Below are 26,757 nucleotides of genomic sequence, written 5' to 3'. Positions count from 1 at the left end.
TCATCGGCTATTCGTCGTCGTCGCTCAACGCGGCATTGAGCAAGTCCTCGAGGTCCATGTCCGCGATGTCCTTTTCGGCGCTCAGCCCGGCAACCGGCGCCTGCACGGTTGCGTCTTCGGTCGCCAATGCGAGCAACAACTCCAGCACGCCGGCCTGCCGTAGTCGCTTCACCGGAATCGAGCCCACCACACGCTGGATGTCGGCTTCTCCAGGCGCGGCCGACGGAGTACTTTGCTCTTCGGTTCCGATGAGCTCGGAGTGCATGTAGCCGGCCAGCGCGGCGCAGTTGGGGTAGTCGAAGATCAGCGTGGGTGAAAGTGCCAGGCCCGTCGCGGACTTCAACCGGTTGCGCATTTCGACGGCGGTCAGCGAGTCGAAACCGAGCTCCTGGAACGCGCGGTCCGGATCGATGGACTCGGGGCTGGAGCTGCCCAGCACCGTGGCGATGTTGGAGCGCACCAGATCCAGCAGCACGGCGTATTGCTCGTCTTCTGGTAGGCCTTCGAGGCGTTGCAGCAGAGCCGATTTCGATTTGGCGGCGGCCAGCGAATCGTCGACCTGACGCCGGGTCGGCGCGTTGATCAGATCGACGAACATCGGCGGCAGCGTTCCGCCGTCGAACTTCACCCGCAGCGCGGCAAGGTCGATATGAGCCGGCAACAGGAACGGCTCGTCGACGATCAGTGCGGTGTCCATCAACTCCAGCGCCTGGTCGGAGGACATCGCGACGATGCCGTCCCGGCCGAACCGGGCCCGGTCGGCAGCGCCCAGCGCGCCGGTCATGGCACTGGCCTGGTCCCACAGCCCCCAGCCCAGCGATATCGCCGGCAACCCGGACCTTCGTCGGTGCAGCGCCAACCCGTCCAGGAACGAGTTGGCAGCCGCGTAGTTGGCCTGGCCGGACGCTCCCGCCAACCCGGCCATCGACGAAAACAGCACGAAGGCGGACACGTCCAGATCGCGGGTCAACTCATGCAGATTCCAAGCGCCATCGACCTTGGCCCGCAACACCGCATCCACCCGCTCCGGGGTCAACGAGGAGATGACGGCGTCGTCGAGCATCCCGGCCGCATGGATCACGCCGGACAGCGGTCGCGTCACCGGGATATCGGCGATCACCTTGGCCAGCGCCTCGCGATCGGCCACATCGCAGGCCACCACCTGCACCACAGCGCCGGTCGCGCTGAGTTCGGTCATCAATTCCGCGGCGCCCGGTGCATCCAGACCACGCCGGCTCACCAACACCACATTGCGAGCGCCATGTCGCGACACCACATGACGGGCCAGTGCCGAGCCCGCCATCCCGGTTCCACCGGTGATCAGCACGGTGCCGGTACCCAGCCAGTTACCTGGCCCAACAGGCACAGTCATCACGACCTTGCCGACATGGCGGGCCTGGCTCAGGTACCGCAACGCCGCCGGAGCGCGTCGCACGTCAAACCTGGTGACCGGCAACGGCCGTAGCACGTCGTCGCCGAACAGTGCGGCCAGCTCGTCCAGCATCTGCTGGATGCGCTCGGGTCCCGCCTCGAAGAGATCGAACGCGCGGTATCGCACACCCGGATGCTCGATGGCGACCTCACCGGGTTCACGGATGTCCGTCTTGCCCATCTCCAGGAAGATTCCGCCAGGGGCCACCAGCCGCAGCGAGGCATCGACGAAATCGCCGGCCAGCGAATCCAGTACCACATCCATGCCGCGCCCCGCGGTGACCGCGCGGAACTTGTCCTCAAAGTCCAGGCTGCGCGAGTCGGAGATGTGGTCGTCGTCAAAGCCCATGGCCCGCAACGTGTCCCACTTACCGCGGCTGGCGGTCGCGAAGACCTCCAGACCCAGGTGCCTGGCCAGCTGCACGGCAGCCATGCCGACGCCGCCGGCGGCCGCGTGCACCAATACCCGCTGGCCGGGCTTGGCCGCGGCAAGATCCGTCAGGGCGTAGTAGGCGGTCGCGAAAACCACCGTGGTGGTCGCGGCGGCGGTGTGCGACCATCCGGCCGGCACCTTGGCCAGCAGTCGCTCATCGGTCACGGCGATTGTTCCGGTTCCGTCGGGGAACAGACCCATGACGCGGTCGCCGACAACGAAACGACCTTCCTGCGAGGCGGTTTCCGGCCCCGTTTCTACGACCACGCCGGATGCCTCGATGCCCATGATCGCGTCAGGGTCCGGGTAGAGACCAAGCGCGATCATCACGTCACGGAAGTTGGCCGCGATCGCCGACAGCGCGATCCGAACCTGTCCGGGACCCAGCGGCGCGTCGGCGTCAGGGATCCGCTCCAGTCGCAGGTTCTCGAAGGTACCGCGACTGGTCATCCCCAGCCGCCACGGGCCATCGCCCGGCGGCACCAAGAGACTGCTGACCGCGCGGCTGCCATGCACGCGAGCGATGTAAAGCCTTGCGCCACGGAGCAATACCTGCGGCTCACCGGCGGACAGGACCGCGGCGACCGCCTCGTCGTCGAGCGGTCCGTCGGTGTCGACCAGTACGATGCGCCCGGGATGCTCGGTCTGCGCCGAACGCACCAAGCCCCACACCGCGGCACCGGCCAGATCGGTGATGTCCTCCCCCGGCAACGGCATCGCGCCCCGGGTCGCCACCACCAGCGTGCCGGCGCCCTCACGGGCCAACCACGATTGCAGCACCGGCAGCACCGCGCGGGTGGCGGTGTAGACCCCGGCCAGGATGTCGTCGGCGAACGGCGCCGACTCGAACACGACTGCCGACCGTTGTCCCTCGGCGGCCTCCGATTCCGGTGCGCCCCAAGCGGACACCGAGACCGGTTGCACCGAGGACGACGGCTGCACGACCCAGTCGACTTCGAAGAGACGGTCCGGCCCCGACTTCGAGACCGCGGCCAGCAGTTGCTGATCGGTGACGGGCCGGGCCACCATCGACGCTACCGACAGCACCGGCAGCCCAAGGCCATCGGCGAGTTCGATGGACACGGCCGATTCGCCCACCGGCACGATCCGCGCCCGTACCGCCGCCGCGCCCGCGGCGTGCAGCGACACCTGCTGCCAGGAGAACGGCACCAACATCGAACCTTCGGCAAGCTCGTCGCCATCGGACGCCAGGATCACCGCGTGCAGTGCGGCGTCGAGCATCGCCGGGTGCACCCCGAATCCGGCCACCGACACGCCCGCATCCGCGGGCAATGCCACTTCGGCGAACACTTCGTCGCCGCGGCGCCACATCGAGGCCAGGCCACGGAATGCGGGCCCGTATCCATATCCGCGTTCGGCCAGCCGCTCATAGCCGTCGCCGATGTCGACCGGGACCGCACCGACCGGGGGCCAGGCCGACAGGTCGGTGCTCGGTTCGGCCGAGCCCGCGCGCAGCATGCCCTCGGCGTGCATCGACCAGCCCGAGCCCGCTTCGCCGCGGGAGAACACCGACACCGCACGAACACCCGATTCGTCCGCCCCACCGACCACCACCTGGACCGCGACCGACCCGCCGGCCGGCAACACCAGGGGCGCCGCGAGATTCAATTCGTCAACGATTCCACAGCCCACCTCGTCACCGGCGCGGATCGCCAGCTCGACGAATCCGGCTCCGGGGAACAGGACGACCCCACCGACGGCGTGGTCGTTCAACCAGGTCTGCACGCTCGGCGATAGCCGGCCCGTCAGCACCACCCCGCCCGAGGCCGGCAACTCGACCACCGCCCCCAGCAGTGGGTGTTCGCCGGCCGCCAGGCCCAGGCCCGCCGCGTCGGCCGGGGCACCGTCGGCGGCTAGCCAAAAGCGCCGTCGCTCAAAGGCATAGGTGGGAAGCTCGACGAATTTTGCCCGGCCAATGGTGGCGAGCCAGTCCACGGCCATGCCCGCGACGTACCCCTGCGCGATCGCCGTGATCAGGGTTTCCGGCTCCGGACGGTCCTTGCGCAGTGCGGACATTGTGATAATCGGGGCATCGGGAAGCGATTCCTCGATGGAAACCGTCAGGCCGCCGCTGGGCCCGACTTCGAGGAATCGGGTTGCACCCGCTGCGTTGACGAACCGGATGCTGTCGGCGAATCGCACCGCCTCGCGCACGTGCCGCTTCCAATACGCCGCCGTGGCGAAGTCGTCGCCGGCCAGCTGGCCGGTCACATTCGACACGATCGGGATGGTGGGCGTGCCGATGGCGAGTCCGGCCGCGACCGTACCGAATTCGTCGATCATCGGATCCATCAACGGCGAGTGGAACGCATGCGAAACGGCCAGCCGGTGCACGCGGCGGCCGTCGGCACGAAGTCGCTCGGCGATCGCGGTGACCTCGTCCTCGGCGCCCGAAATCACCACGGAGCCCGGTGCATTGACCGCAGCGATGCCGGTGTCGACCGTCAGCAACGGACGCACCTCTTCTTCGCCGGCCTGCACGGCCACCATCGCCCCGCCCGCCGGTAGCGCCTGCATGAAGCGACCCCGGGCGGCCACCAGCACCGCGGCGTTCTCCAGGGACAACACACCGGCGACGTGCGCGGCAGCCACCTCGCCGATCGAGTGACCCATCACGAAGTCGGGTCGCACACCCCAGGATTCGAGCAGCCGGAACAGGGCGACTTCCACCGCGAACAAGGCGGGCTGGGCGAATTCGGTGGTGTTCAGCAGCGCCTCGTCGTGGCCCCACATGACTTCGCGCAGGGGGCGCAGCAGGTGCCGGTCGAGTTCGGCGACCACACTGTTGAACGCTTCGGCGAACACCGGGTATCCGGCGTGCAGGCCCATGCCCATGCCCAGAAGCTGGGAGCCCTGGCCTGGGAACACGAAGACGGTCTTGCCGCCCGTTGCGCTGCCGCGGATCACCGAAGCGGCCTCGCCGGTGGCCAATTCGTCCAGGCCGGCCAGCAACTGCGCGCGATCGGCACCGGCGATGACGGCACGATGTTCGAAGTTCGACCGGCCCGCCAGGGACCACGCCACATCGGCGGACTCGAGGTCACGGTGGCCGCGCAGGTAGGCGGCCAGCCGGGACGCGTGAGAACCCAACGCCGGCAATGACTTTGCCGATATCACCCACGGCAGCACCGGTCCCACTGCGCGCTCGACGACGTCGTCGACGTCGGTGGGGGCAGCCTCGATGATCACGTGGGCGTTGGTGCCGCTGATGCCGAATGACGACACACCCGCCCGGTGCCTGCGCCCCACGGCGGGCCACGGCCGCGCTTCGGTCAGCAACGACACCGCACCCGCCGACCAATCCACGTGCGGGCTGGGCTCGTCGACGTGCAAGGTCGCCGGCAGCAGCTCGTGGCGCATCGCGAGCACCATCTTGATCACACCGGCCACGCCCGCGGCGGCCTGGGTGTGACCCATGTTCGACTTGATCGAGCCCAGTAGCAGCGGCTCGGTGCGATCCTGACCGTAAGTCGCCAACAATGCCTGGGCCTCAATGGGATCGCCCAAGGTGGTGCCGGTGCCGTGGCCTTCCACCACGTCGACGTCGGCCGTCGACAAACCGGCGCTGGCCAAGGCGGCGCGCACCACGCGTTGCTGCGACGGGCCGTTGGGGGCGGTCAACCCGTTGGAGGCCCCGTCCTGATTGATGGCCGAGCCGCGGACCACCGCCAGTACCGGATGACCCAGCCGACGGGCGTCCGACAGCCGCTCGACGACGAGCATGCCGCCGCCTTCGGAGAATCCGGTGCCGTCGGCGGCTCCCGCGTAGGCCTTGCAACGACCGTCGACGGACAGCCCGCGCATCCGGCTGAACTCCACGAAGATGTCGGGGGTGGCGTTGACCGTGACACCGCCGGCCAGGGCCAGGTCGCACTCGCCGGAGCGCAGCGACTGCGCAGCCATGTGCAACGCGACCAACGACGACGAGCATGCGGTGTCCACCGACACCGCGGGGCCCTCCAGCCCCAGCACGTAGGACACTCGGCCCGACGCGACGCTCGAGGACTGACCGGTCAGCCGGAAACCCTCCGCGGTCGGTGCGGCGCCAATGCCGTACCCCTGCGTGTAAACGCCGGCAAACATGCCCGTTGCGCTGCCCCGCAGCGCGCCGGGCTCAATCCCGGCCCGTTCCAAGGCTTCCCACGAGAGTTCGAGGAACATCCGCTGTTGCGGGTCCATCGCGAGTGCCTCGGTCGGCGTGATGCCGAAGAAGGCGGGATCGAAGTCGCCGACCCCGTCCACGAAACCGCCGGTGCGGGTGTAGCAGGTGCCCGGAACATCGGGGTCCGGGTTGTACACGCCGGCGATATCCCAGCCGCGGTCGCTCGGAAACTCGGTGAGCACATCGCGGCCCTCGGTCAGCATCTCCCACAGGTCCTCGGGAGAGCTCACCCCACCCGGGTAGCGGCACGACATGCCCACGATCACGATCGGGTCGTCACCGGTGACCGCCACGGCCGGGGTGTGCGCGATTTCTTGCGGAACTCCGGCGAGCTCCTTGCGGATGTAACCGGCCAACCCGTTCGGCGTCGGGTAGTCGAAGATCAGGGTGGGCGAAAGCGCCAGCCCCGTGGCGGTTTTCAACCGGTTACGCATTTCGACGGCGGTCAGCGAGTCGAAGCCCAGATCCTGGAAAGCCTTGTCGGGGTCGATCGCCTCGACGGTCGTGTTGCCCAGCACGGTCGCGATGTGCGAGCGGACCAGATCCAACAGCACCGCGTGCTGTTCGGCCTCGGAGAGCCCGTGCAGCCGGTGCGCCAGAGCCGATTTCGACTTCGCGGCGGCCAGCGAATCGTCGACCTGGCGTCGGGCCGGCGCGTTGAGCAGGTCGGCGAACATCGGCGGTACGGCCGCCGCATGCGCGCGCAGCGCCGCCAGGTCGATGCGGGCGGGCGCGATGAAGGCCCGGTCGACAATCAAGGCGGTGTCGAACAGTTCCATCGCTTCATCCGACGGCAACGCCAGAATGCCGTCGCGGCTCAAGCGGGCGCGGTCGGCGGCGTCGAGTCCGCCGGTCATGGCGCTGGCCTGGTCCCACAGCCCCCACCCCAGCGAGATCGCGGGCAGTCCGTGGGCACGGCGATGCGCGGCCAACCCGTCCAGGTAGGTGTTGGCCGCGGCGTAGTTGGCCTGACCCGACGAACCCACCAGGCCGGCCATCGACGAAAACATCACGAACGCAGACACATCGAGCTCGCGCGTAAGCTCGTGCAGGTTCCAGGCCGCGTCCACCTTGGCGCGCAACACCGCATCCACCCGCTCGGGCGTCAGGGAGGTGACCACGGCATCATCGAGCACACCGGCGGCGTGAATGACCGCGGTCAGGTCAGCAATCTCGGCGAGCACCGCGGCCAGTTCGGCCCGGTCGGCGGCGTCGCAGGCGACCACCTTGGCGCTCGCCCCGGCCGCCTCCAATTCGGCGACCAGCTCGGCAGATCCGGCGGCATCCGGGCCGCTGCGGCTCAGCAGCACCAAGTCCCGCACGCCATGCCGCGTCACCAGGTGGCGGGCCAGCGTCGAACCCGCCATCCCCGTACCGCCGGTGATCAACACGGTTCCCGTCGCCCACGCGTCGGGCAGCGTGAGAACCACCTTGCCGATGTGGCGGGCCTGACTCAGATACCGCAACGCCGAACGGGCCCGTCGCACATCGAAAGTCGTTACCGGCAGCGGCCGTAGCACGCCACTGTCGAACAATTGCGCAAGCTCGAGCATCCACTCGTGCATGCGGGGACGGCCCGGTTCGAACAGGTCGAAGGCGCGGTAGCGCACCCCCGGGTACTCCCGGGCGACGACCCCGGGGTCGCGGATGTCGGTCTTGCCCATCTCCAAGAACACACCGCCGGGGGCGACCAGACGCAGCGATGCGTCCACGAATTCACCGGCCAGCGAGTCCAGCACCACATCCATACCGCGCCCGCCGGTGACCGTGCGGAACTTCTCCTCGAAGTCCAGGCTGCGCGAGTCGCCGATGTGGTCGTCGTCAAAGCCCATGGCCCGCAAGGTGTCCCACTTGCCGCGGCTGGCGGTGGCGAAAATCTCCAGACCCAGGTGCCGGCCCAGCTGTACGGCGGCCATGCCCACACCGCCGGCGGCCGCATGCACCAACACCCGCTGACCCGGCTTGACGTCAGCCAGATGGATGAATGCCATGTACGCGGTGGTGAAAACCGCCGAAATGGCGGCGGCTTCGGCGTAGGACCAGTCGGCGGGCTTGCGCAGCAGCAGCCGGGTATCGCCCGGCACCAGCGTGCCGCTGCCGTCGGGGAAGAATCCGTAGACCGAATCACCGACCGCGAATTCGGTGACGCCCGGACCGACTTCGACCACCACGCCCGCACCCTCGCCGCCGAGCAGGGCGTCGTGGGTGAACATGCCCAGGGTGATCATGACGTCGCGGAAGTTGGTGGCGATGGCCCGCAGTGCCACCCGAACCTGGCCCGGCTCCAGCGGCGCCTCGGCGTTGGGAACCGGTTCCAGGCGCAGGTTCTCGAAGGTGCCTGCGTTGCTGATGCCCAGGCGCCAGGGCCCCTCGACGGGCGGCACCAAGATGCCGTCGACCGCGCGGCTGCCCCGCACTCGTGGGGTGTAAAGCGTTGCGCCACGCAGCAATACCTGAGGCTCACCGGCCGCCACGACCGCGGCTGTCGCGTCATCGTCAAGGGGCACATCGGAATCCACCAGCACGAGTCGGCCGGGGTGTTCGGTCTGCGCCGATCGCACCAGCCCCCACACCGCGGCGCCCGGCAGATCCGTGACGTCCTCCCCCGGCAATCCCATCGCCCCGCGGGTGGCCACGACCAAAACGCCCGAGTCGTGTTCGGTCAGCCACGACTGCACGGCCGCCAGCACCTGATGGGTGCGCGGATAGGTAGCCGCCACCGGATCGTCTTCGGTGGCAACGGATTCAAGTAGCTGGTGGGATGAGCCGTTGGCGGCGGCTGCGGCTGCCGGCGTCGGCGACCACACCACCTCGAACAGCCGGTCCGGGCCCGAGCTTGAGATCGCCGCGCGTAGTTGCTGCTCGTTGACCGGGCGGGCGACCATGGTGCCCACCGAGAGCACCGGCAACCCCAGCCCGTCGGCCAGCTCGATCGAGAATCCGGTGGGCCCCGCCGGCGCGATGCGTGCGCGAACCGCCGACGCACCCCCGGCGTGCAGCGAAATGCCTTGCCAGGCAAAGGGCAACACTACATCGGTGGCCTGGTCCTCGACCTGGTGAGCCATGACGATGGAATGCATTGCCGCGTCGAGCAATGCCGGGTGCACCCCGAACCCGCTGACGCCGCCGGCCGCGTCCGGCAGTCGCACTTCGGCGAACACTTCGTCGCCGCGGACCCAGGTGGCGGTCAGGCCCTGGAACGCCGGGCCGTAGCCGTACCCGCGGGCCGCCAGCTTCTGGTAGCCGTCGGCCGCGTTCACCGCGACCGCACCCGCCGGCGGCCACACCGACAGATCGGCACTCGGCTCGACCGTCGCGGAGCTCAGGGCCCCCTCGGCGTGGCACACCCACGCGGAGTCGGCGTCGACGCGCGAGAAAATGGCGACACTGCGCTGCCCCGACTCTTCGGCCGGGCCCACCACGACTTGCACTGCCACCGAACCGAACCCGGAATCGCCGGCCGGCAGTAGCAACGGCGCCTGCAGCGTGAGCTCCTCGACCGTCGAACATCCGACTTCGTCGCCGGCGCGGATAGCGAGCTCCACGAACCCCGTGCCGGGGAACACCACCGTGCCGGACACGGCGTGATCGGCCAGCCAGCCCTGCTGGCTGGGTGACAGGCGTCCGGTCAGCGCCACCCCACCCGAGGCCGGCAGCTCGACGACCGCGGACAGCAACGCATGCTCGCTGGTGCCCAGCCCCAAGCCTGCGACGTCGGCGCCGATGCCCTCACCCGACAGCCAAAACCTGCGTCGGTCAAAGGCATACGTGGGCAGCTCGACGAAACCGGCCCCGTCGAGTACGCCACGCCAGTTCACGTTCACGCCCGCGGTGAAGGCGGCGGCGGCCGAGGTCAGGAACCGCTCGAGTCCGCCGTCGTCACGGCCCAGGGTGGGAACGACGATGGCCTCGGTGTCGCCCGCGGTGTTGCTGTCGTTGAAGGTGTCCTCGATGCCGGCGATCAATGCGGGATGCGGACTCGATTCGATGAATGTCCGGTACCCGTTCTCGCACGCGGTGCGCACCGCCTGCTCGAATTGCACGGTCTGGCGGATGTTGCGGTACCAGTAGGCGGCATCCAAACCGGCCGTGTCCAACCGGCTTCCGGATACGGTGGAGAAGAAGGCGACCCGCGAGGTGCGCGCCTCGATGCCGGCCAGCGCTGCGGTCAGCTCGTCGCGAACCGCCTCGACCTCGACCGAATGCGATGCGTAGTCCACGTCGATACGGCGGGTCCGCAGATCGAGATCGGCGCAAAAGCCGATGAGTTCCTCCAGCGCGGCGACCTCACCCGAGACCACGACCGCGGACGGGCCATTGACGGCGGCGATGCTGATCCGATTGCCGTAGGGCGCCAGCAATTCTCGTGCGCGCTCGGTGCTGCACGCGATGGAGACCATGCCGCCGGGGTGGGCCAGCGAGCGCAGCAGTTTGCTGCGCAGCGTCACCACCCGCGCGGCATCGCGCAACGACAGCGCACCGGCGACATACGCCGCGGCGATCTCGCCCTGCGAGTGACCGATCACCGCATCGGGGTTGACCCCGACCGACTTCCACAATTCGGTCAACGACACCATCACCGCGAAGAGCACCGGTTGCACGACATCGACGCGGTCCGTACTCGCAGCGCCCGGCGCGCCGCGCAGGACGTCGATCAGCGACCAGTCGACGAATTCGTCGAACGCCTGCGCGCAGGCTTCGATGTGCTGAGCGAATACCGGTGCGGTATCGAGCAATTCGATGCCCATGCCGACCCATTGCGAGCCCTGGCCCGGAAAGACGAAGACATGTTTGCCTGCGGGCAACGCGGTGCCGCGGATGATGGAGGCGCCCGGCTGGTCACCGGCCAATTCCTGCAGCCCGGCCAGCAACCGGTCGCGGTCACCACCGACGACAACGGCTCGGTGCTCGAAGGTGGCCCGGCCCGCCAACGACCACGCCACGTCGGCGATGTCGAGCCCGTCATCGGCGGCTACGTGCGCGGCCAACCGAGAAGCCTGAGCGGCCAACGCCGGCAACGACTTTGCCGACAGTGCCCATGGCACGACCGCGCGGGCCGGGGCGGGTTCCCGCGGTTGCCGGGGCGGGGCGGATTCGACGATCACGTGGGCGTTGGTGCCGCTGATGCCGAACGACGAGATTCCCGCGCGGCGTGCGTGATCCGCGGCCGGCCACGGCCGCGCCTCGCTCAGCAACGACACCGCTCCCGCGGTCCAATCCACGTGCGGGCTGGGCTGATCCACGTGCAACGTCGCGGGCAGCATTTCGTGGTGCATCGCCTGCACCATCTTGATCACGCCCGCGACGCCGGCGGCGGCCTGGGTGTGACCCATGTTCGACTTGATCGAGCCCAGCCACAGGGGCTCGCTGCGATCCTGGCCGTAGGTCGCCAACAACGCTTGGGCCTCAATGGGATCGCCCAATGTGGTGCCCGTCCCGTGACCTTCGACGACATCCACCTCGACGGCCGACAACCCGGCGTTGGCCAAGGCCGCGCGCACCACCCGCTGCTGCGACGGGCCGTTGGGCGCGGTCAACCCGTTGGAAGCCCCGTCCTGATTGACCGCCGAGCCGCGCACTAACGCCAGCACCGGATGGCCGAGCCGGCGCGCATCCGACAACCGCTCCACGACCAGCATGGCGCCGCCCTCGGACCAGCCGACCCCGTCGGCCGCGCCCGCGTAGGCCTTGCTCCGGCCATCCGGGGCGAGCCCCCGGTGGCGACTGAATTCGATGAAAACAGTGGGCGTGGCATTGACGGTCGCGCCGCCGGCCAGGGCCAGGTCGCACTCACCGGACCGCAGCGACTGGACCGCCATGTGCAATGCCACCAGCGAGGACGAGCACGCGGTGTCCACCGAGACGGCCGGGCCTTCCAACCCCAGCACGTAGGACACCCGGCCCGAGGCGACGCTGGAGGTCATGCCGGTCAGGCGGTAGCCCTCGATCTCCTCGGCGAGCATGCCGTAGCCCTGGACGATGAGTCCGGCGAACACTCCGGTGGCGCTGCCGCGCAGCCCGCTGGGGTCGATGCCGCCGCGCTCCAGCGCCTCCCACGACAGCTCCAGCAGCATTCGATGCTGCGGGTCCATGGCGAGCGCCTCGGTGGGTGCGATACCGAAGAACGCCGGGTCGAAGTCCGCGACATCGTCGACGAACCCTCCGGTGCGGGCGTATGTCTTGTGCCGCGCGTCGGGATCGGGGTCGTACAACCCCGCCAGATCCCAGCCGCGATCGGTCGGAAAGTCCGAGATGACGTCGCGGCCTTCGGCCACCATCTGCCACAGGCGCTCGGGGGTGTCGACCCCGCCCGGGAAGCGACAGGACATGCCGACGATCGCGATCGGCTCGCTCGAGCGCTCCAGCAGCGCACGGTTGGTGCGCTTCAGGCGTTCAACCTGGACCAGCGCTTTCCGCAGCGCCTCGGTCGCATGCTGGAGTTGATCCACCTCAGTACCCCTTGCCTAACACTGGCCGTTCAACCACCGGATGCCGAGTCACGGCAGTTGCGGCACGAGCGACGTGGTCGTGCTGCTACGACCCAAGATGTCGCTGGTGAGTATGGCCAACTCCGACCGGATTTCAAAACGTCCCGTAATCCGCAGGCACGGGCGCCCGTCCATGGCGCGACTGTACCCGGCTAACCATCTGTCGTGGTCAAGTGCGGTCAGACGACCGCTCGACGCCAGCCGTCGGCGGCCTGGGCCGCGCGGATCAGCACTTCGCAGAGCTCGCGCAGTTCGGTTGCCTCGGCGCCTTCGTCCAGCGCTGTCGCGACATCCTCGGCAGCGCATCGGACCTGGTAGACGCGATCTGACAGGTCGGACGCATCGTCAGCCGACAGCACCACGGCATCGACCGGCACGGCCGTTACCTCGCCCCGGCTGATCGAAGCCCGCTGCTCGTAGGCCCGCTGCCGGCAAGACTGCCGACAGTATTGGCGGCGCCGACCCATCCCGACTTCGGTCACGTCTCGACCGCACCAGCGGCATGGTTGTGGGTGGGAACGGCGGCTCACGCTGCCGACTTTAGTCGGCCCCATCGCGCGATCCCGGTATCATTGACGGTCGAGTCGCGTATGCCGCGTGTCGACTCGGGAACTACACACAACGTCCTAACGTTTGCTATGCGAATAGAATCGCGTCACCGGAGCCTAGGGCTCAGAGCAATTTAAAGGAGTAACAGCCATGGCTGATCGTGTACTGAGGGGCAGTCGCCTCGGAGCCGTGAGCTATGAGACCGACCGCAACCACGACCTGGCGCCCCGTCAGCTCGCGAAGTACCGCACCGAGAACGGCGAGGAATTCGAGGTTCCGTTCGCCGACGACGCCGACATCCCCGGCACCTGGCTGTGCCGCAACGGCATGGAAGGCACCCTGATCGAGGGTGACCTACCCGAGCCGAAGAAGGTCAAGCCGCCGCGCACCCACTGGGACATGCTGCTGGAGCGCCGCAGTGTCGAAGAGCTCGAAGAACTGCTCAAGGAGCGCCTTGAGCTGATCCGCTCGAAGCGACGCGGCTGACCCGGGCGGTGCGCCCGGCCGGCTAGCTGTGGTTGGCCGCGCGCGCGGCCCGTGCGCCGTTGCGGCGGCTCTCAATGCCCCACTTCGCGACCTTCACCAACGCCTCGCGAATGTTGGATCCACTCATTTTGGAGACGCCGAGTTCGCGCTCGGTGAAGGTGATCGGCACCTCGACGACGATGAAACCGTTGTCCAGGGTGCGCCGGGTCAAGTCGATCTGGAAGCAATAGCCCTTGGAGTCCACGCCGTCGAGGTCGATCGCCTCGAGCACCTCGCGGCGATAGGCCCGGTAGCCGGCGGTGATGTCATGGATGTCGATGTCGAGCGCCAGCCGCGCGTAAGTGTTGGCGGTCCAGGACAGGGCCCAGCGCCGCTTCGGCCAATTTCGTACCGCTCCGCCCTCGACGTAACGCGAACCGATGGCCAGGTCGGCTCCGGCGTCGACGGCGTCCAGCAGCCGGCGCAGCTGCTCGGGCGCGTGACTGCCGTCGGCGTCCATCTCGACGAGGACCGCGTAGTCCCGACTCAAACCCCAGCCGAAACCGGCGAGGTAAGCGGCGCCCAGGCCGTCCTTGGCCGTGCGGTGCATGACGTGGGTGCGACCACCGTCGGCAGCGGCCAGCTCGTCGGCGAGTTCGCCGGTCCCGTCGGGGCTGCCGTCGTCGACGATCAGCACGTGCACATCGGGGCAGGCGTCCGTCAGCCGCCGATGGATCAGCGGTAGGTTCTCCCGCTCGTTGAAGGTCGGGATGATAACCAGGACACGCTGGCTGGGACGATTGGCCGGAGGCCGGGTCGCCTGCTCGCCGGTGGTCATTGATCTCCTCTGTGTCGCCCGAGATACCGAGGTTGTCGGCCGCCCTTTTGGTGGAGCGGAGTGTAGTCGCCGAGTGTGTCCGGCGCAGCGTCGTGCGCGGTCGCCGGAGCCTGCTCGTCGGGCCCGGGTTCGTCCGGGGCTGCCCCGACGTCTGCCGATTCCGCCGACGGCCTGGACCGCCGGCGAATCGAACGCGGGAAGCTCCCATTGTGCCGTATTCCGGCCAGAATGACCGCTCCGGCCGCCGCGACCAAGACCCACTGCACAATCGGGGCCCACTGCGTTGCCGGCGTCAGCTTCGTCTTGAGACGCACCTGGATGTCCAGGTAAGCGGGCTGGAAGAAGTCGGTACGGACCAGCTCGGCGCCGTCGGGAGCGATCACCGCACTGACCCCGGTGGTCCCGGCGACCACGACGTATCGGTCGTGCTCGACAGCGCGAACCTTCGCGAATGCGAGTTGTTGCTCACTCATGCGCTTGTTGAAGGTGGCGTTGTTGGCGGGCACCGCCAACAACTGGGCACCGTTGAGCACCGCCTTGCGCGGCACCCGGTCGAAGATCACCTCCCAGCAGGTGGCCACGCCGACGGGCACGCCGGCGATCTGCACCACGTCGGTGCTCGTCCGGGGGACGAAATTGCCTGCCAGCCCGGCCTTGCTCGACAGATGCTCGAAAAGCCACCGCATGGGCAGGTATTCGCCGAACGGCTGGACGATCTCTTTGTCGTGGCGATCGGCCGGCCCGGTGACCGGATTCCAGACGATGGCGGTGTTGGTGTATTGCTCGGGTCCTTGGTCGTGGTGTGGCACCGCGAGTACCGACCCGATCAGGATCGGTGCGTTGATCGCGTGCGCCGCCTCCGCGATGCGCTGCGCGGCATCGGCGTTGACGAAGGGGTCGATGTCGGAGGAATCCTCGGGCCAGATCACGAACTGCGGTTGCGGGGCGGCCCCGGCCCGGACGTCCTCGGCCAGCCGCAAGGTCTCGTCGACGTGGTTGTCGAGCACCGCGCGCCGTTGTTCGTTGAAGCCGAGGCCGAGCCTGGGCACATTGCCCTGCACGGCCGCGACCGTAACCGTCGGTTCGCCACCCGATCCGGCGCCGGAGTGCCGCACTTGTGGCCAGATCATGACCGCGGCAAAGAGCACCAGACAGAAGCAGACGCCGGGAAGCACGACGGCGGGCGGGGACGCGGCCGCCACACCTTCCTCCGAGGCCTCCCCGCGCGCCCGGCTGCCGGTCCGCCACCACTTGGCGATTTCCAACGCGATCGCGGTCACGCTGAAGCCCAGCAGGACGACCCCCATGGAGAGCAGCGCCACCCCGCCGAGCTGGACCAACGGCAGCAGTGGGCCCTCGGCCTGGCCGTAGGCCACCGCACCCCAGGGAAAGCCGCCGAACGGGAGGATCGACTTCAGCCACTCCTGGGCCGTCCACAGCAGGGCGAACCAGAGCGGCCACCCTGGCAGTCGGCGCACCAGGACGGCGAAGAAGCCGAACAGGCCGGGAAACAGCGCGCACATCGTCGCCAACGCCAGCCACGGGATGGCGCCCACCAGCAGGCTGATCCAAGGCAGCAGTGGGGCGTAGAACGCAAACCCGAACAGGAATCCGTAACCGAATCCGCCCGCCAGTGTCGTGGCGGGATGTTTGAGCACCCAGGCCAGCAACGCGGCGGCGACGACGGCCGCCCACCACCAGTTGACCGACGGGAAGCTGGCACACAGCAGCGCTCCGCCCGCGATGGCGGCCACCAGGCGCGGCAGCCTGGGCCGCAGCGCGGCCCCCGTGCCGGCGAGCCGGGTGATCGCCCCCTTGCCCAGCCGCGCAAATCCGCGGCCGCCCGCGGCGGCTATTCGACCGGCCGGGCCCGGACGGCTCTTGTCGTCGGCTTCCGGCTCGTCCTCGGCTTCGTCGTAGTCCTCGGCCGCGTCGTCGACCGGCTCCTCCCTAACCATGGATGACAGCACCTCGGTGCACGGTGCGTCGGCACCGCGGGAGCTCGTCGGCCGGGCCCAGGCGCGGCAACGCGGGGACCCGCGACCGTGGGTCGGTGGACCACCGCTGGACGCTGTCGTCCGGGGCGTGTACATCGAGGTCTCCGGCGTCCCAGACCGCGTAGGAGGCCGGAGCACCCGGCACCAGGGCGCCCATATTCTCGTCGCGCACACCGCACGCGCGCCAACCGCCGCGGGTGGCGCCGGCGAATGCCGCCCGGGCCGAGACGCCGCTGCCCGCGGTGTGGTGGTTGACGGCCGCGCGCACGCTTTCCCACGGGTCGAGCCCGGTCACCGGGGCGTCGGAACCTAGCGCGAGGGGCACGCCTTGGGATGCTAACAGCGCGAGTGGATTGAGCCGGCTGCCTCGTTCGGCACCGAGACGGTCGGCGTACATGCCGCCGCGACCACCCCAGAGGGCGTCGAAATTGGGCTGCACGCTGGCGATGACGCCCCACGCGCCCAGCTTGGCGGCCTGGTCGGCGGTCACCATCTCGAGGTGCTCGAGCCGGTGCCCGCAGCGGGCGACGGCAACTACCCCGAGGTCGGTGACGACCCGTTCGAACGCGTCGACCGCCGCCGACACCGCGGCATCGCCGATGACGTGGAAACCCGCCGTCACCTGCGCCTCGGTGCACGCCCGTACGTGGGCTTCGATGACGTCGCGGTCCAGGTAGCAGGTGCCGACACGGTCCGGGGCGTCGGCGTATGGCTCGTGCAGCCAGGCGGTGTGTGAGCCGAGCGCTCCGTCGACGAACAGGTCACCCGCCAGGCCGCGGGCTCCGGTCTGCTTCATCAGCGCGCTGGCCTGCGCGGCGGTGCTGACCGCCTCACCCCAATAGCCGATCACCTCGACGCCGTGGTCGAAGGCGTCCAGCTGTAGCCAGTCGTCGAGGCCACCGATCTCGGGCCCGGCGCATTCATGGACGGCGACGACGCCGGCCGCGGCCGCGGCACCCAGCGCGGCGGTCCTGGCCGCCGCGAGCTGCGCGGGCGTGAGCAGGCCGCGGGCGACCGCACGGACCAGGTGGTGAGCGTCGCCGGCCAGCGGCCCCTCGGCGGTGAAACCGCGCGCTGCCGCCAGGTCCGGCACCAGCCTGCGCAGCCCGGTCGAGGCCAGCGCGGAGTGGACATCCACGCGCGCCAGGTAGGCCGGCCGGCCGCCGAGCACCGCGTCGAGCTCGGCGGTGGACGGCGGGCTGTTCTCGGGCCACGACGACTCGTCCCAGCCGTGACCCCAGATCGGCTCGCCGGGGTGGGCGGCGGCATAGTCGGCGACCATCCGCAGGCACTGCGCGCGGGAGCGGGCCCCCCGCAGGTCCAGGCCGCTGAGGGTGAGGCCGGTCGCGGTCACATGAATGTGGCTATCGACGAATCCCGGGGCCACGAAGCCGCCCTCGAGGTCCACCAGCTCGGCGTCAGGAAACTGCCGGCGGCCGACGTCGTCGCTGCCCAGCCAGGCAACGACCTCGCCGCGCACCGCCATCGCGGTCGCGTCGGGGTTGGTGGGGCTGTGCACCCGCCCGTTGAGCAGCAGAGTGGTCGGAATCGGGGTCACAGGGCAAAACTACGTGGAACACGAGCCCGTCAGTACGGGCCGGACGCGTAGCGGGGGCCGCCCCAGTGCTCGTCGGCGGGCCGGTTCTTCGGCAGCGCGGCCGGCTCGACGTCGTAGACATCGATGACCTCGCCGTCGATGTAATCCCCGCGTCTGGCCGTGAAATCGGTCATGACCAGTGGTGCGTGTCGCTGAAAACTGCGCAGCGCGATCCGGGTCAATCCGGGCCCGGCGGCCGCACGCACCGGCGGGAGCAGCAGCAGCATTCCCACCAGCGTGGTGACGAAGCCCGGAACCAGGACCAGCGCGGTGGCCACCGTCACCAGCGCGCCGTCGCCCAGGGTGGTGCGCGGTTCCTTGAGACCGGCGCGCATCCGACCGATGTCGCGAATCAGCTGCGACCCCGCGATCGGGGCCAGCAGGCCCCAGCCGATAACGAACGTGACCAGCAGACCCAGCAGGGTCCAGCCCCACCCGACCGTCCAGACCAGCGCGAAGATCGCCGCCAGTTCGACGACGGCGTAGACGAGTAACAACCGGCTCACCATGTGATGCCAACGTCTGTGCATTGCACTCGAGTTCCCCTGGTGATCGGTGTCGCGGCTGCAGTTAGATGACGATATGACCACGATTGAGATCGATACGCCGGACGGACCGATCGATGCGCTATTGAACATCCCGGCCGGTGACGGCCCCTGGCCGGGTGTGGTGGTAATCCACGACGCCTTCGGCTACGGCCGGGACAAGCAGCAGACCAACGACCGCATCGCACAGGCGGGCTATCTGGCGCTCACGCCGAACATGTACGCGCGCGGCGGCCGCATCCGCTGCATCACTCGGGTGATGCGTGAGCTGATGACACAGCGTGGCCGCGCTCTCGATGACATTCTTGCGGCCCGCGATTACCTGCTGAAGCGGCCGGACTGCACCGGACAGGTCGGAATCGCCGGCTTCTGCATGGGCGGCCAGTTTGCACTCATCATGTCGCCCAAGGGATTTGGGGCTTCCGCTCCGTTCTACGGCGCTCCCCTGCCCCGGCACCTGAACGACACACTGGAGGGGGCGTGCCCGATCGTGGCCAGCTTCGGCGGGCGCGACCCACTGGGCAAGGGCGCACCCGAGAAATTGCGCGAAGTGATTGCGGCCAAGCAGATCACCAGTGACGTCAAGGTCTATCCCGACGCCGGGCACAGCTTCGCGAATACCCTTCCCGCCCAACCACTGCTGCGCATCGCGGGGTTCGGCTACGACGAGGCCGCGACCGAAGACGCCTGGAGCCGCGTCTTTTCCTTCTTCGGCGAGCAGCTAAAGACGTAGTTTGTCCGACACGACGCCGGCGAAGGTGTGGGTATCGCCGGGCCAGCGCGCCGAGATGTAGTTGCCGTCGTCGACGACGAATGCGGGCCGCGAGTCCGTCGCGGTGTCCCGCGCCATCCCCGACGACTTCAGCCGCCAGTGCGGCGTACCGCGTTCGACGTCGCGGAAATCCGTCGGATCTTTAAGCGCGCGTGTGACTTCCGACTGCACGGACATAGAGCCTTGCGCCTGACCGGGCGCTTCGGTGTAGGTCCGGTAGTAGTCGGGATCCCAAAACCGGGTGATTCGGGTCAGCCGCCAGGCCAGCCGTTCCATCGCCCAGGTGAGCGCGGTGGTCTTGCGTCCGTAGAGCACCGAGCGACCCGTGTCGGGGTCGATACTGCGCGCGGCCAGCAGCACCCCGTGGCAAATCGCGGCCACGATCATGTCGCGGGCAAACGCCTCGACGACGAGGCGCTGCAGGATGCCGCTGTCGACGTAGCTGCGCATCCCCCGGGCGCGATGACCCCCGGGCAGCAGCACCGCGTCGACGCCGTCCAGCGTGGCTTGATGCCAGCTGACGGGATGCTGGTACTCCGGTGAATCCGCCATCGCGGCGTAGGCGGCGCGACCGTTCTTGTCGGCGCGCAGCGCCAGTCCGACGAGTGACAGTGAGCCCACTAACGGCAGCGCGGACCAGATGTCGAGCCCTCGACCGGTCACCATGATGTCGTCGGCGACACCGGGCGCTCCGCTTTCGGTCGCAAAGATCACCCGGTGCCCGTTGTCGGTCAAGACCCGCCAGCTGACGGCGACCTCGGTCGGGTCGAAGTCACGATCCGGGATCGGAATGAGCACCGTACTCATGAAGGCTTCAGCCTTGGGCCACTCGCAGTTCGAGACCGATGTTGCTTTCCATACCGCCGCGCAGCTTGCTGAAGAAGTTGAAAACCGTGCCAATGATGCCGTAACGCTTGCCGATCGCGTCGTAAACAGTGCCGGTGTCCGACTTGTCGAGCAACGCCGCGGTGCCCTCGACCGCCTCGCTCGTCGGGCGACCACGCATGGTGCAGGTCGCCATCGTCACGCGGGGTGTATGACGAATCCGCTTGACCTTCCAGGAGTTTGCCTGCGTGATCACCAGCAGGCGGTCGCCGTCCACCGCGGTCCAGACCGGGGTTGGCTTCGCTCGACCGTCCTTGGTGAAGGTGGTCAACAGGATGTATTGCGCCTTGGCGAGGTCGGCAAAGGTGGGCGTCACGGTCTCAACCTACCTGTGAACGTTGACATTCTCAGCAGTCGGCCCACTTCATCTAGGTCAGCCTTCGAGATCGCCTTCGGCTTCCAGCAGCGCCTGGCGCAGCCCGTCCAGAGTTTCCGGCTGCGGCTGCGCCCACATACCGCGCCCGGCGGCCTCGAGCAGTCGTTCCGCCATGCCGTGCAACGCCCACGGGTTGGATTCGGTCATGAATTTCCGGTTTTCCGGATCCAGCACGTAACGCTCGGTGAGCTGTTCATACATCCAGTCCGCCATAACCCCGGCGGTGGCGTCATAGCCGAAGAGGTAGTCGACGGTGGCCGCCATCTCGAACGCGCCCTTGTAGCCGTGCCGGCGCATCGCGGCCATCCAGCGCGGATTGACCACCCGGGCGCGAAACACCCGCGTGGTCTCCTCGGACAGCGTGCGGGTGCGGATCGCGTCGGGTCGGGTGTTGTCGCCGATGTAGGCCGCCGGCGCCTTGCCGGTCAGCGCTCGCACCGTGGCAACCATGCCGCCGTGGTATTGGAAGTAGTCGTCCGAGTCGGCGATGTCGTGTTCGCGGGTGTCGGTGTTCTTGGCGGCCACCGCAATTCGCCGATATTGACGGTTCATGTCTTCGACCGCCTCGCGGCCGTCGAGGTCGCGTCCGTAGGCGAACCCACCCCAGGCCGTGTACACCTGAGCGAGGTCGGCGTCGTCGCGCCAGTTCCGGCTGTCGATCAGTTGCAGCAGCCCCGCGCCGTATGTACCCGGTTTGGAGCCGAAGATCCTTGTAGTGGATCGTCGTTGGTCACCATGCTGGGCCAGGTCGGCCTGCGCGTGCGCGCGGACAAAGTTGGCGTCGGCGGGTTCGTCGAGTTCGGCGACCAAGCGCACCGCGTCGTCAAGCATCGTGACGACATGCGGGAACGCGTCGCGGAAGAATCCCGAGATGCGAACGGTCACGTCGATTCGCGGGCGGCCCAGCTCGGCCAGCGGAATGGGTGTCAATCCGACCACACGGCGCGACGCGTCGTCCCACACCGGCCGAACACCGAGTAGCGCAAGGACTTCGGCGATGTCGTCGCCGGAGGTGCGCATCGCCGAGGTGCCCCACACCGACAGCCCGACCGATTGCGGCCACTCCCCGTGGTCGTTGCGATACCGATCCAACAGTGAATCAGCAAGCGCGACACCGGCTTCCCAAGCCAACCGCGACGGTATCGCCTTGGGGTCGACGGAGTAGAAGTTGCGGCCGGTGGGCAGCACATTGACCAGGCCGCGCAGCGGTGACCCCGAAGGTCCTGCGGGGATGAACCGGCCGTCGAGCGCCCGCAGCACCTGGTCGATCTCCGATGCGGTACCGGCCAGCCGGGGCACTACCTCGGTGGCCGCGAATCGCAGCACCGTGGCGACGTCGGCATTGTCGGTGATCGTGTCGGCGGTATCCGGGTCCCAGTCGCTGGCCTGCAGCGCTGCGACCAGTTCGCGGGCAACCGCCTCGGTTTGATCGACGGTCGTCCGCTCGTCGGTGCCGTCCTCGGCGAGACCGAGTGCTTGTCGCAGACCGGGGATGGCCTGCTCGCCGCCGAACAGCTGGCGGGCCCGAAGAATGGCCAGGACGAGGTCGAGTTCTGCTTCCCCCGTGGGCTTTTGCCCGAGAATGTGCAGACCGTCGCGGATCTGGACATCCTTGATCTCACACAGCCAGCCGTCGACGTGCAGCAGCATGTCGTCGAACGAGTCTTCTTCAGGCCGCTCGGTCAGGCCCAGATCGTGGTCCATCTTGGCGGCCCGGATCAGCGTCCAGATCTGCTGGCGGATGGCGGGCAGCTTGCCGGGATCCAGGGCGGCGACGTTGGCGTGCTCGTCGAGCAGTTGCTCCAAACGCGCGATGTCGCCGTAGCTTTCGGCACGGGCCATCGGCGGGATCAGATGGTCGACGAGTACGGCGTGCGCCCGGCGCTTGGCCTGAGTGCCCTCGCCGGGATCGTTGACGAGGAAGGGGTAGATCAACGGCAGGTTGCCCAGTGCGGCGTCGGACCCACAGGCCGCCGACATGCCCAGCGTCTTGCCTGGCAGCCACTCCAGGTTTCCGTGCTTGCCCAAGTGCACCACCGCGTGGGATCCGAATCCGGTATCCAGCCAGTGGTAGGCGGCCAGATAGTGGTGGCTCGGTGGCAGGTCGGGATCGTGATAGATGGCAACCGGGTTCTCGCCGAACCCGCGCGGCGGCTGCACCAGCAGTACCAGGTTGTCGGATTGCATTGCGGCGATGACGATCTCGCCGTCAGGATCGTGGGTGCGATCGACGAACAGCTCCCCGGGTGCGGGGCCCCAATGGGTCTCGACCGCCTCGCGGAAGTCGTCGGGCAGGGTGGCGAACCAGGCGCGGTAGTCCGCGGCGGACAGCCTGACCGGGTTGCCGGCCAGTTTCTCCTCGGTGAGCCAGTCGGGGTCCTGCCCGCCGCGTTCGATCAGCGCATGGACCAGCGCGTCGCCGTCGTTGGCGTCGATGCCGGGCAGATCGCCGACCCGATAGCCGCGCTCGCGCATCGCCTGTACCAGTGCCACCGCGCTGGCCGGGGTGTCCAGTCCCACCGCGTTGCCGATGCGCGCATGCTTGGTGGGATACGCCGAGAACACCAGGGCCACCCGCTTGTCGGCGGGGGCGATGTGTCGCAGCTGCGCGTGCCGGATGGCCAGGCCGGCGACCCGCGCGCAGCGTTCGGGGTCGGCCTCATAGGAGATCAGCCCGTCGTCGTCGATCTCTTTGAACGAGAACGGGACGGTGATGATGCGCCCGTCGAACTCGGGCACCGCCACCTGGGTGGCCACATCCAGCGGGGACAGGCCGTCGTCGTTCTCGTTCCACTGTTCCCGCGAGCTCGTCAGACACAGCCCCTGCAAGATCGGAATGTCCAGAGCGGCAAGGTGTTCGACGTTCCAGCTGTCGTCGTCCCCACCGGCCGACGCGGCCGCGGGCCGCAGTCCCCCGGCGGCCAGCACCGTGACCACCATCGCGTCGGCGTCACCGAGCCGTTGCAGCAGCTCGGGCTCGGCGGTGCGCAGCGACGCGCAGTAGACCGGCAGCGGTCGCCCGCCGGCGTCTTCGATTGCCGTGCAAAGCGATTCGATGTAGGCGGTGTTGCCGGCCAGGTGTTGCGCGCGGTAGTACAGCACCGCGATGGTGGGGCCCGGCGTCTGCCGGGCCGCAGGCCGCTCGAGTTCCCCCCAGGTCGGGGTCACCACCGGCTCGGTGAAGCCGACGCCCGTCATCAGCACGGTGTCGGACAAGAAGGCGTGCAGCTGGCGCAGGTTCTCCACGCCACCGTGCGCCAGGTAGATGTGCGCCTGCACCGCGATTCCGGCGGCCAGGGTGGACAGTCCGGTCAACTCGGCGTCGGCGGCCTGCTCGCCGCTGACCAGGATCGTCGGAATGCCACTCGCGAGCACGGTGTCGATGCCGCTTTGCCAGGCGCGGTAGCCGCCGAGGATCCGGACCACCACGATCTCGGCGTCGCCCAAGAGATCGGGCACCTCTTCATCGGACAGCCGCGCGGGGTTGGCCCACCGATAGTTTTTCCCGCTGGAACGGGCGCTGATCAGGTCGGTGTCGGATGTCGACAGCAGGACGATCGTCGGCTCAGCCACCCATCATTCGTACCGTAGCGCGACCGGTGGGCGGACAGCGCCCGCTCAGATCCCGGTGCAGATGCTGATGAAACGGATCGGCGCGCAGACGCTGACCCAGACGTGCGGCCGCGGGCCGGACCACGCCGGCGGCGGGGGCGGGGGCGGGGGCGGCGGAGCGGCCGGGGGCGGCGGGGCCGGCGCTTGCGCGGCGACGACGCACGTGTTGGTTGGCGCGTCGTAGATGGTCCCTTCGCCACATTGGGCTGCTCGACTAATTGCCGGCGACATCGCGCTCGCGGCGACGGCGAGCGCGAAAGCGGGCGCGAGGGTGAGTGCCAAGCGATTCGCTATCCCGAACATCACAGCTCTCCGTGCGTACCGATTCCCCCTCAGCAAACATTGCCACAAATGCCGCCGGACCGCGCGTGTTCATACCGTTTTCAACGGAGCACCGCCGCGATCCGTGCGGCGACCCCGCCCGCGACGTCAGCCTGCTCGGCCGCGTGGTAGCGATCGGCGGCCTGGTCGTACTCCGCTCCAGCGATCGACCCGTGATCGGCCGCCAACTCCACCAGCTGCACCGGCCACCCGACGGCCTCGAGCTGAGTGGCGAAGTCGCGGCTGGCCGTCACCGGAACCACATCGTCGGCCAGGCCGTGCAGCAGAGTGAACGGCGGACCGCCCCGGCCAGGACTCAGCCCGTTGCCCGGGAGGCGACCCGTGATCGGGTCGGGGACCGTGAAAGCGCCCGCCAGACAAACGGTGTGGGTCAGCGGGACATCCTCGCGAGTCAGCGTCAGACCCGCCGCGGCGAGGCCGCCCATCGACCACCCGACGAGCACGAAGCCGTCGCTGCGCTGCCGCATGAATTCGACCGATCCCAACAAGTCCGCGCGGCCTCCGTCGTGGGAATGCGAATTCCAGTCGGCCACCACGACGTGGGCGCCACGGTCGGCCAGCAAGCGGGCCAGCGGCCGGACGACAGCGCGGGCATTGGCCTGCATGCCGTGCCAGACGAGAACGGCCGGTTGAGTCGGATCACCGAAGACATCGGCCAAGCGTCCCGGGGCGTACTCCATCGTCTGCACCACAGGAGGGTGCCCACCGTGACCCGTGGCAATCTTCGGACTTGTCAGTGGCCGTCGCTAGAATCGAAAATATGTTCGATGGACTGCAGGGTGCGGACGAGCTACTGCGCGCCGACGATGCGACCGTGGTCGCGGCGATCGCGGAGTGGACGCGAGCCGAAGCCGCCGCCTCCTCGCGCCGGCTGGCAGCCATCGCCGAACTGGTGCGCCGCCGCGCGGTGGGCCGCGTCGACCATGCCATGTGGTCCTGTGACAACTGGGATGCGATGGCCGCCGAAGTCTCTGCTGCACAAGGCATCAGTCACTCCAGGGCGTCCGGTCAGATGCATCAGGCCGTGGCATTGCGGGACCGGCTGCCAGAAGTAGCAGCCCTCTTCTACGACGGCGCCATCAGCGCTCGGCTGGCCGCGGCCATCGTGTGGCACACGGATTTGATCAAGGACCCGGACACGCTGCGGTTGGTCGATACGGCACTGGCCAAGAGTGCGGCCCGATATGGGCCGCTGTCGGTGAACAAGACGGCGCAGGCCATCGACGCGATAGTCGACCGCTATGACCCCGGTGCATTGCGCCGGACCCGAGCGGCCGCGCGCAGCCGGGACTTGGTGGTCGACCTGGCCAATGACGAGTCGGGAACCGCCGCGGTGTGGGGCCGGCTGTACTCCACCGACGCCGCGGCTTTGGAGCGACGGCTCGGGCAAATGGCCCACGATGTCTGCGATGACGACCCGCGGACTGTCGCCCAGCGCCGTGCCGACGCGTTGGGCGCGCTCGCCGCGGGAGCAGAGCGACTCGGCTGTGGCTGCGACAACGCCGAATGCGCGGCGCGCCTACAGCACGACGAGCGCGCGACGGGTGTCGTCATCCACGTCGTCACCGAGCCGGCGGCGCTGCAGAGTGCGCCCGCACCCTCGGGCATTAACCGGCCATCCGCGTTGATCACCGGCGGCGGAACGGTTCCCTCCCCACGGCTCGCCGAGCTGGTACGGGCTGGTGCGAAGGTGCGGCCGTTGCGTCATCCCGGCGACGCCAATGCGCGCGAGCCGAGTTATCGCCCCTCGGCGGCGCTCGAAGCATTTGTGCGATGCCGCGACATGACCTGTCGATTCCCCGATTGCGATCGTCCCGCCGAGATCTGCGACATCGACCATACGATCCCCTATCCGTTCGGCCCCACGCATCCGTCGAACCTCAAATGCCTGAGCCGAAAACATCACCTGCTCAAGACTTTCTGGACAGCCTGGCGCGACGAGCAGCGCCCCGATGGTGCCGTTGTCTGGACTTCACCCAGCGGGCACACCTACACCACCCGGCCCGGCAGTCTCCTGCTATTTCCGACGCTGTGCCTGCCAACAGGCGAATTGGCCGGTGCGCCAAGGGCTGCCGACCGACTCGACTGCCGCGGGGTCATGATGCCCAAGCGGCGGCGCACCCGGGAGCAAGATCGCGTCCGCCGCATCAACGCCGAGCGTTCACTCAACGCCGCTCACGTCGCCGAACGAAATCACCCGCCGCCGTTCTAGAACTTTGGCAGGCCGTCTTTGCTCTACCGTGG

At 68.6% G+C, this 26,757-nt stretch carries 11 protein-coding genes and 1 pseudogene; 3 read left to right on the top strand and 9 right to left on the bottom strand.

The window, feature by feature from the left end:
* Nucleotides 1–7 precede the first annotated feature (7 nt).
* Together AAHS21_RS20590 and AAHS21_RS20585 are read right to left on the bottom strand one after the other, a co-directional pair.
* The gene (locus tag AAHS21_RS20590; RefSeq protein ID WP_342929412.1) at nt 8–12,496 is read right to left on the bottom strand and encodes a type I polyketide synthase; all 12,489 of its coding nucleotides are present in this window, start codon (nt 12,494–12,496) and stop codon (nt 8–10) included.
* 218 nt (nt 12,497–12,714) lie between these two features.
* Nucleotides 12,715–13,065, bottom strand: coding sequence for a hypothetical protein (locus AAHS21_RS20585; RefSeq protein ID WP_342929411.1), 351 nt, complete (start codon nt 13,063–13,065; stop codon nt 12,715–12,717).
* Between the two features lie 169 nt (nt 13,066–13,234).
* Between AAHS21_RS20585 and rbpA the strand changes: the two genes are divergently transcribed.
* Nucleotides 13,235–13,570 (top strand): RNA polymerase-binding protein RbpA, encoded by a 336-nt coding sequence (gene rbpA, locus AAHS21_RS20580; RefSeq protein WP_090603109.1) that lies wholly within the window; start codon nt 13,235–13,237, stop codon nt 13,568–13,570.
* Between the two features lie 22 nt (nt 13,571–13,592).
* Here the strand turns inward: rbpA and lnt are convergent.
* The 3 genes and pseudogenes from lnt to AAHS21_RS20565 form a co-directional block, all read right to left on the bottom strand.
* Nucleotides 13,593–16,210 (bottom strand): annotated as a pseudogene (gene lnt, locus AAHS21_RS20575) (apolipoprotein N-acyltransferase).
* Nucleotides 16,211–16,337: 127 nt separating this feature from the next.
* Entirely contained in the window at nt 16,338–17,942 is a 1,605-nt protein-coding gene (locus AAHS21_RS20570; RefSeq protein WP_342929410.1) for an amidohydrolase, read from the bottom strand.
* Nucleotides 17,943–17,971: 29 nt separating this feature from the next.
* Nucleotides 17,972–18,490: an FxsA family protein gene (locus tag AAHS21_RS20565; RefSeq protein WP_342929509.1), complete on the bottom strand. Its 519-nt coding sequence runs from the start codon at nt 18,488–18,490 to the stop codon at nt 17,972–17,974.
* A 73-nt stretch (nt 18,491–18,563) separates the two neighbouring features.
* Between AAHS21_RS20565 and AAHS21_RS20560 the strand changes: the two genes are divergently transcribed.
* The gene (locus AAHS21_RS20560) at nt 18,564–19,259 is read left to right on the top strand and encodes a dienelactone hydrolase family protein (protein ID WP_342929508.1); all 696 of its coding nucleotides are present in this window, start codon (nt 18,564–18,566) and stop codon (nt 19,257–19,259) included.
* Here AAHS21_RS20560 and AAHS21_RS20555 read toward each other — a convergent pair.
* From AAHS21_RS20555 to AAHS21_RS20540, 4 genes are all read right to left on the bottom strand, one after another.
* Entirely contained in the window at nt 19,248–20,105 is an 858-nt protein-coding gene (locus tag AAHS21_RS20555; RefSeq protein ID WP_342929409.1) for a type 1 glutamine amidotransferase domain-containing protein, read from the bottom strand. The two genes, AAHS21_RS20560 and AAHS21_RS20555, sit on opposite strands and share 12 nt — an antisense overlap.
* 7 nt (nt 20,106–20,112) lie before the next feature.
* The gene (locus tag AAHS21_RS20550; protein ID WP_342929408.1) at nt 20,113–20,499 is read right to left on the bottom strand and encodes a PPOX class F420-dependent oxidoreductase; all 387 of its coding nucleotides are present in this window, start codon (nt 20,497–20,499) and stop codon (nt 20,113–20,115) included.
* Between the two features lie 57 nt (nt 20,500–20,556).
* A complete protein-coding gene (gene cobN, locus AAHS21_RS20545) occupies nt 20,557–24,132 on the bottom strand; it encodes a cobaltochelatase subunit CobN (protein WP_342929407.1) in 3,576 nt (1,191 codons plus the stop codon).
* 422 nt (nt 24,133–24,554) lie between these two features.
* Complete coding sequence (locus tag AAHS21_RS20540) at nt 24,555–25,202, bottom strand: esterase (RefSeq protein WP_342929406.1); 648 nt, start codon at nt 25,200–25,202, stop codon at nt 24,555–24,557.
* A gap of 71 nt (nt 25,203–25,273) precedes the next feature.
* On the opposite strand from AAHS21_RS20540, the gene AAHS21_RS20535 reads away from it, so the two are divergent.
* Entirely contained in the window at nt 25,274–26,725 is a 1,452-nt protein-coding gene (locus tag AAHS21_RS20535) for a DUF222 domain-containing protein (RefSeq protein ID WP_342929405.1), read from the top strand.
* The last annotated feature ends 32 nt before the right edge of the window (nt 26,726–26,757 follow it).

Source organism: Mycobacterium sp. 050272, assembly GCF_039023525.1.
Lineage (GTDB): Bacteria > Actinomycetota > Actinomycetes > Mycobacteriales > Mycobacteriaceae > Mycobacterium.
This window is presented reverse-complemented; position numbering and strand designations above follow the sequence as displayed.

What these genes read in the sequence shown, in the direction of transcription:
- rbpA (WP_090603109.1), top strand. Translation starts at nt 13,235, where the DNA reads ATGGCTGATCGTGTACTGAGGGGCAGTCGCCTCGGAGCCGTGAGCTAT.
- AAHS21_RS20565 (WP_342929509.1), bottom strand. Translation starts at nt 18,490, where the DNA reads ATGGTGAGCCGGTTGTTACTCGTCTACGCCGTCGTCGAACTGGCGGCG.
- AAHS21_RS20560 (WP_342929508.1), top strand. Translation starts at nt 18,564, where the DNA reads ATGACCACGATTGAGATCGATACGCCGGACGGACCGATCGATGCGCTA.
- AAHS21_RS20555 (WP_342929409.1), bottom strand. Translation starts at nt 20,105, where the DNA reads ATGAGTACGGTGCTCATTCCGATCCCGGATCGTGACTTCGACCCGACC.
- AAHS21_RS20535 (WP_342929405.1), top strand. Translation starts at nt 25,274, where the DNA reads ATGTTCGATGGACTGCAGGGTGCGGACGAGCTACTGCGCGCCGACGAT.